At 70.4% G+C, this 4,659-nt stretch carries 3 protein-coding genes; 1 reads left to right on the top strand and 2 read right to left on the bottom strand.

All coding sequences use genetic code 11. The features are described 5' to 3' along the window. Window positions 1-788 (bottom strand): AMP-binding protein (locus ACLEQD_RS37340; protein ID WP_410390645.1); only part of this gene is annotated, 788 nt, incomplete at its 3' end. 389 nt (window positions 789-1,177) lie between these two features. On the opposite strand from ACLEQD_RS37340, the gene ACLEQD_RS37345 reads away from it, so the two are divergent. After that, window positions 1,178-2,767, top strand: coding sequence for an MBL fold metallo-hydrolase (locus ACLEQD_RS37345; protein WP_410390646.1), 1,590 nt, complete (start codon window positions 1,178-1,180; stop codon window positions 2,765-2,767). 36 nt (window positions 2,768-2,803) lie between these two features. Here the strand turns inward: ACLEQD_RS37345 and ACLEQD_RS37350 are convergent. Next, on the bottom strand, window positions 2,804-4,659 hold a 1,856-nt coding region (locus ACLEQD_RS37350), incomplete at its 5' end, for an ATP-binding protein (RefSeq protein WP_410390647.1).

Consider the following 4,659-nt stretch of genomic DNA (forward strand, 5'->3'; position numbering starts at 1 on the left):
GTGCCCCCGAAGCGCGACACCGCCTCCAGCCACGCCATGGGCCGCTTGAGGAACGACAGCGGCGACATCAGCGCCGTGTGGAAGCCCCCGTACAGCGGCTCCAGGATGCCGCCGATGAGACCCATGTCGTGGTACGGCGGCAGCCAGATGACGCCCACGCTGTCCGGCCGCGCCTGGAACGCGCCATGGATGAGCGACAGGTTGTGCAGCAGGTTCCCGTGCGTGAGCATCACGCCCTTGGGCGTGCCCGTGCTCCCGGACGTGTACTGGAGGAACGCCAGCGTGTCGGCCGTCACCGCCGGCGCACGCCACGCGGAGGCCTCGTCCGGCGACAGCGCGTCCGTCGCCAGCCACTTCACGTCCCGCAGCTCCGGCGCCTGCTCGAACAGGAACTCCGCCATCGACAGCACGAACGACGTCGTCAACACCACCGTCGCCCGCGCGTCCTGGATGATGGCTCGCAGGCGCGGCAGCGTGCGCTCCAGCCGCGACGGATCCGGCGGGTACGCGGGCACCGCCACCGCCCCCGCGGACAGGCACCCGAAGAACCCCGCCACGTACTCCAGGCCCGGCGGATACAGCAGCACCACCCGGTCCCCCGCGCGCGCGTGCGCCGCCACCGCGACGGCGATCGCCCTGGCCCGTGACGCCAGCCCCCCGTACGTCAGCGCCCCTTCCTCACCCTCCTCCAGGAAGGTGTAGAGCCGCGCCTCCGCCGCCCCCTGGACCCGTGCCTCGAGAAGATCCAGCAAGGTCGCAATAGACGACGCGTGGCTCGCCAAGAGCATGGTCGACGTTCCTCAAGGTGGATGGCCGTGCAGGGGCCGCCGGGGGACGGACCTGCACGAAAGGGTCATTGTTTTATCGCTAAAAAAACCGAGCGAGAAATGCGATGTCGGTAGTTCTTGCATTTCTCTGAAGCTGTGACCTTTGACACCAAGACAGCCCAGGGTTCCCCGGAATCACCCCCAGCTCAGCACTGGATTCCCGGCCCCCCGGGCGCCCTCCCCCGGTCCTGGCACGGCAGCCGGTGCCTTGAAGTCAGCCGGGGAATCATCAACATTGCCGGGACACGCGTGCTTCCGGGCTTGCCCGGGCGCCTGCTTCCCCACCCTGGCAGCAACCTCCCCCCTACGCCGGCCCCAAGGGTCCCGGCGGACGCCCCCGCGAGGCCCCCATGCTCGACCGCCCGATGTACCTGAAGCCCGATGTCGCCATCGAGCCGCTGTTCAACCAGTGGTACGTGTGGTGGTACCTCATCTCCCCCGCCACGGCGCCGCTGTTCGTGTCCCGCCTGCACCTGAAGCTGATGCAGTCGTTCGTCGCGAACCCGGACGTGCACGTGGCCGCGCTCCAGAACCCGGCGCTGATGGGCGGCCCCTTCATCAACCACCCCGTGTCGCGCGTGGGAGACGTGAAGGCGCTGCTGGAGCGCACCATGCGGGATCACGCGGACATGCTGGCCTACACCAAGGCCGTGTCGGACCTGGAGCAGCTGCTGGCCAGCTCCAAGGGCGAGTCGCTGGAGCCGCTCTACGCCAAGGTGCCGGAGATGCTCCGGGGCTACGTGGAGCTCACGTATGACCTGGCCCACCGGGCCAACGCCCGCATCATGGAGGCGCTGCTCTACCGCAGCAGCCTCTACAAGGAGTCGTCGCAGAGCATCTCGCTGATGCGCGTCTCCGGCGACGCTCGCAAGTACGTCTTCAGCACCCCGCGCCTGGAGGGGGACTCGCCCCTGTGGCTCCAGGTGCCCTTCCGGCACGAGGGCATCGACGCGCTCTTCCGCATGCGCCACACGCCGGGCAGCCCCGGCCAGGTGGCGGAGATGCTGGGCGTGCCGGCGTCCGCGGCGGAGGCGTTCGCGGACCTCTTCACGGAGACCGCCCCACGCAAGCCGGAGCCCTACACCGGCCCCGGCGTGCGCGTGCGCTACTTCGGCCACGCGTGCGTGCTGATGGAGACGCGGGAGGTGTCCGTCCTCACCGACCCCGTCATCAGCTACGAGTTCCCCACCGAGCAGCAGCGCTTCACCCACGCGGACCTGCCGGAGAAGATCGACTACGTCCTCATCACCCACGGCCACGCGGACCACCTGATGATGGAGACGCTGCTGCAGCTGCGTCACCGCATCGGGACCATCGTCGTGCCCCGCGCGAACGCGTACTCGCTGGCGGACCCGTCGCTGCGGCTGGTGCTGGAGAAGACGGGCTTCCGCAACGTCATTGAAATCGACGACCTGCAGGAGATTGCCATCCCCGGCGGGTCGCTGATGGGCATCCCCTTCATCGGCGAGCACAGCGACCTGGCGGTGCAGGCGAAGACGGCGCACCTGGTGCGGCTGGCGGGCCGCTCCATGCTGATGGCCGCGGACTCCAACGCGCTGGAGCCGCGCATGTACCAGCACCTGGCGCAGCTGGTGGGCCCGCTGGACGCGCTCTACCTGGGCATGGAGTGCGAGGGCGGCCCGATGAGCTGGATGTACGGCCCGCTGCTCAGCCAGCCCCTGCCGCGCAAGATGGACCAGTCGCGGCGGCTCAACGGCTCCGACAGCGCCCGCGCCACGGAGATCCTCAACCACCTGAACCCGCGCGAGGTGTTCGTCTACGCCATGGGCCAGGAGCCCTGGCTGCGCCACGTCATGGTGCTCCAGTACGACGAGACCGCGCCCCAGATGATCGAATCGAACAAGTTCATCGAGGTCTGCCGCGGCCGGAACATCCCCGCGCAGCGCCCCTTCCTGACCCTGGAGCGCGTCCTGGAGTGAGCGCGGGGCCCCGCGGCCTTCCGTAGCCCGCGCGGGCTACGGAAGCACGCGGGGCTGCTTGGGCCAGAAGACGTGGAACGTCGCGCCCGCGCCCGGCTCGGACTCGAGGGCCACGCGCCCGCCCCGGGTCTCGACGATCTTCTTCACCACGGACAGCCCGATGCCCGTGCCCTCGACCTTGTCGCGGCTCTCCAGCGTCTGGAAGATGCCCCAGATGCGCTCGTGGAAGCGCGGGTCGATGCCGGGCCCGTTGTCCTTCAGCGTGAAGTCGTGGAACGCGCCCGCGTCCGCGCAGCCGATGTCGATGCGCACGTCCGGCCGCCCCGCGTGCTTGAGGGCGTTGCTCATCAGGTTCAGGAAGACCTGCTGCAGCGGCGCGCGCTCCGCCTGGAGCGTGGGCATCCCCTCGCCGATGACGATGCGCACCTCCGGCGGGGGCGCGAGCAGATCCCGGCTCTCCGACAGGAGCGCGCCGACGTCCACCGCCTCCACCTTCTCGCGGATCCGGCTGACGCGCGAGTAGCTGAGGATGCCGTTGATCAACGCCTCCAGCCGGTGCACGCGGCCGCGCAGCAGGCGCATCTGGTCGCGCGTCTCGCCGTCCATCTTGTCCACGAGCGCTTCTTCAATCCACTCCGACAGGCTCGCGATGCCGCGCAGCGGGGCCTTCAGGTCGTGTGACGCGACGTAGGCGAACTGATCGAGGTCCTGGTTGGTGACCGCCAGCTCCTGCGTGAGCCGCTCCGCGCGCTGGCGGGCCCGGACCTGCTCGCTCACCTCGAAGGCGATGACGGCGATGCCCTCCACCGCCCGGGAGGCGTCGTAGATGGGCTGGTAGATGAAGTTGAAGAAGCGGTCCTCCAGCCGGCCCTCGCGCATGAGCGGCACCATGAGCGCGTCCCCGAAGAACGGCTCGCCCGAGCGGTACACCCCGTCCAGCAGCGGCACGACGATGTCCTTCAGCTCAGGCAGCGCGTCCCTCAGCGGCTTGCCCACGACGTCGCGCCCCCCGATGAGCTCCAGGTAGCGCGGGTTGGCGAACTCGTAGACGTGGTCGCTCCCGCGCAGGACGCAGATGCCCGCGGGGGCCTGCATGAAGAGCGACTCCAGCCGGGAGCGCTGCCGCTCGGCCTCGGCGAGCGCCGCCTGCTCCCGGGCCAGCGCCAGGGTCCGCTCGTCCTCCACGCGCTTGCGCTCGACGCCCACGGCGATGGAGTTGGAGACGGAGGCCATCAGCCGCAGCGTGTCCGCGTCCAGCACGTTCCGGGAGAACAGCGCCATCACGCCCGCCAGCTCCCCGCCCACGACGAGCGGATAGCCGGCGAAGGAGCGCAAGCCCTCGCGGGCCGCCCAGGCCTTGTCGCCCACGCGCTCGTCGTTCAGCACGTCGTTGGTGAGGTGCGGCTGAAGCGTCTGGGCGATGGCGCCGATCTTGAGCGCCCCCACGGGCACCTGGCTGTGCGCGCCGTCCACGTGGGTGTACATGCCGGCGCTCGCCTGGAGCACCAGGACGTTTCGCGCCGGGTCCAGCACCCAGATCCGCGCGAACGCCGCGTCCACGTGCTTCACGATGGCTTCACAGCACTGCCGCAGCTGGTCGCCCAGCGGCTCGGCGCGGGTCAGCGCCGCGCCGACGTCCGCGCCCAGCTGCGCGCGGCGGGTGGTGAGGCGGCCCTCCTCGTGGACCCGCGCGTTGGAGACCGCCGTCGCGATGTGCCCGGCCGCCAGGTCGAAGAAGTCCTGGTACGCCGCGTCCAGCGAGCGGCGCGGGCTGACGCCCATCACGAGGAAGCCCTGGAGCGCGTTCTCTCCGGACCGGAACAGCGGGTGAACCACCGCCTCGCGGGACGGCTCGGGCCAGGCCCCACCCGGCCAGGGCGCGGCGTGCCCGG

Source organism: Corallococcus sp. 4LFB (genome assembly GCF_046520365.1).
In the GTDB taxonomy this organism is placed as follows: Bacteria; Myxococcota; Myxococcia; order Myxococcales; family Myxococcaceae; genus Corallococcus; species Corallococcus caeni.